This is a genomic window from Sinorhizobium fredii USDA 205 (genome assembly GCF_001461695.1).
GTDB classification, from domain to species: Bacteria; Pseudomonadota; Alphaproteobacteria; order Rhizobiales; family Rhizobiaceae; genus Sinorhizobium; species Sinorhizobium fredii.
Genome location: NZ_AUTC01000159.1, coordinates 1 through 2,649 on the forward strand (window position 1 = coordinate 1; position 2,649 = coordinate 2,649).

The following is a 2,649-nucleotide window of genomic DNA, read 5'->3' on the forward strand; positions in this document are numbered from 1 at the left end:
CGGCGCGACCGCGAACGGTTTCGCAGTATGCCGTAAGGCACCGCCTTCTAGAGATCACGTCCCGCCCGTCACGGCCAAGGCGATCGGCATGCTTCAATTGCTTGGCCCCTCTACTTCTCTTTTTCTATCGCCGCCCGTAGGATGCGCAATATAAATTCCGCGATGAAATTTCGTTTAAAAGTAATACTTGAAAATAGACTCGACCGGAAAGTCGTTCTCTGGTTCTATCTTGGCGCACTGTTTGCGAGGGCGTAGCGAATGGCTTACGATTGGGATGGAAAGCGCACGCGCCGGCTCAAAATGGTCAGGTTCGTGGGAGCTCTGGCTATACCTGCTCTGCTATTCGGCTCCGCCATTGCGGCGCTGCAGTTGACCGATACGGTTGGTCTGGCCGTAAGGACGGTTCACCTTCGTTAGATTTCCAGCGAAGCTGCACACTTTCCAGATCAGGCTGGCATGTAGGGGCACAAAGGGTCTTCCGCCGCATCGGGTGGTGGAAGGAGGGGGAAGCATGCATTCAGCTCAAACCTTGAGTTTCGATCCAATCGGTCCTGACGAGTTGGAGATGATCGGGAAGGCCTTCGAAGACGAGCTGCACAGACGCGCTTTGTCACGCAAGTCTGAAGAAGCTGAAGCGCTCGCTGCAAAGCTGATCAACGCTTATCAGGCAGGAATTCGCGACGATCTGGGCTTGAGTATTGTCGCTGGGCTGTCCTGAGGCGCGGCGCGGGCATCTTCGCCGCCAAGCAATGTCGCAAGTGCGCGCTTACAGGGGGCGCCACCAAGCTCACGAAACTTCGAATCGCTCGAGCATCTTCTTGAGCTGGACGTTCTGCAGATGAAGCTTTTGAGCGAGTTGGGTCCTCAGCATTTCGATTTCTTCGTCGAGTGTTGCCACTTCATGGAAAAACAAGTCACGCGACGACAAGGGTTGCACGCTTTGATGAGGCTTTGGGGGGACAGCGCTCTGCGCAGCCAAGTGGGCGTTGGCTCTCTTTCCACGTTCTCGACGCTTGATCCGCGGTTTGCTTGGCGACTTGGTTGCCGCACTTTTCGGAACCAAATTCGCTCCGGCACCCGAATGGTCGGCTTCATGACGCGCATTTGTTTGAACCTCTGCAGCATCGATCGGCAGTTTTAACGCCTGTGCGACACCGCCATCGCCTTTCGCCTTATCCGATGCCACCGCCCCTCGATCAACCGAGACGTCCTCATCGTGAGCGGGTGGGCTCGCCGCTACCGTCGAACTGGGCGGAGGTGCCCACCTATTCTCCACTTCGCTCTCGAGCGCCTGGGAATCGGTGTCATTCCCGATCGAACTCCCTTGCGCTTTCGCCGATGGTCGCCGCGACGTCAGTTGGGCAAGGAATTTCCACGGTGTTTTCATAGTGTTCCCACCTTGAGCAACCCGGACGGAGATCCTGTTGAGCTATTGTTTCCCGCCCGGTCATCTTTGTGATGCGGTTGGGACAGGTTCAAAGCCTGTTTTCGACCGAGCGAAAGACGGAGGTAACAAAGCCGCCCTTCAACACCTTATCATGGTGAGAGCGAAATCCATGGGTCACCTCCTGTAATTTGCAAGAGTTTGCACAACTTCGTTCTCAGGACCATTATCGTCAATTTCTTGTTAACTGGCGCCACTCTAGGGTGTTGAAAGGTGCCAATGCGCGCCATTTCGCCTCTGAAACACGGATCATGTCCCGGCTTGGCAGCTGTGGAGCCGGCATCGGCAACGCGCTTTCAGCTACCATCATGCGAGGCGGAGAAAACGCAACTGAGATCATCGGCGTAGCATTTGACTTTCGGCGCCGATCTCCCTTGAGCGAACTCCTCCGTCTCACTTCACCAGCAAACTTACGACGCAGTTCGTCCCGTTCGATGAATTGCGAATCTTCGCTCATCGCCACAATCACGCAGGGTTCTTTGCCTCGACAGCCGCTACGAGGTAGAAGGTCCCCGACATAAGGTCAGCACGCCGATCGCGACAATCGCCGCGGAGAAGCCGAAGCGGTCCGCGATCAGTCCAGCCGACAACGCGCCTATCGCATAGCCGAGATCGCGCCAGAAGCGGTAGACGCTGAGGGACCGGGCACGCCACGTGGGGTGCGAGGCGTCCGACACCGTAGCGATCAGGCTGGGATAGACCATCGCGGTCCCCGCTCCGAGAAGGACACTGCCTACGAGCCACCATCCAAAGTGGCCGCCAAGTGCGGTGATCAGCAACCCGACCGCCTGGACCCACATCCCGCCAACGATCAAACCCTTTCGGCCCCAGCGATCGCTGAGCGGACCAGTCACGACCCGTCCGACGCCCCAGACAATCGGGTAAACCGCCTTAAGGACGCCGATCCGCTCGATCCCGAGGCCAAGCGTCGTGAAGAACAGCGGGAAGATGCCCCAGCTCATGCCGTCGTTCAGGTTGTTGACGAGGCCTGCCTGTGACGCCGCCAGCAGGTTGCGGTCCTTGAATGACGCCAGAACGAATACCTCGCGGAACGAAAGCGCAGACGCCGGGTTGGCCGCGCGGCTCGCCTCGAGCTGAACATGCTGGCGCGTGTCCCGAACGGCGAGAATGGAAAGGATCGTGCCCGCGATGCCATAGATGACGCCGAGATAGATAGGCATTGGCCGCAAGCCGTATCGGCTTTT

Annotated in this window: 3 protein-coding genes; 1 reads left to right on the top strand and 2 read right to left on the bottom strand. The window is 57.9% G+C overall.

Features of this window, described 5'->3' with window-relative positions; all coding sequences use genetic code 11:
• Positions 1-511 precede the first annotated feature (511 nt).
• Entirely contained in the window at positions 512-718 is a 207-nt protein-coding gene (locus tag N181_RS23165; RefSeq protein ID WP_037399772.1) for a hypothetical protein, read from the top strand.
• Positions 719-787: 69 nt separating this feature from the next.
• Here the strand turns inward: N181_RS23165 and N181_RS23170 are convergent, their stop codons facing one another.
• Both N181_RS23170 and N181_RS23175 read right to left on the bottom strand, forming a co-directional pair.
• On the bottom strand, positions 788-1,387 hold the full coding sequence (locus N181_RS23170) for a hypothetical protein (protein WP_037399775.1): 600 nt from the start codon (positions 1,385-1,387) through the stop codon (positions 788-790).
• Positions 1,388-1,938: 551 nt separating this feature from the next.
• Positions 1,939-2,649: MFS transporter (locus tag N181_RS23175; RefSeq protein ID WP_155621619.1), on the bottom strand; the 711-nt coding region annotated here is incomplete at its 5' end.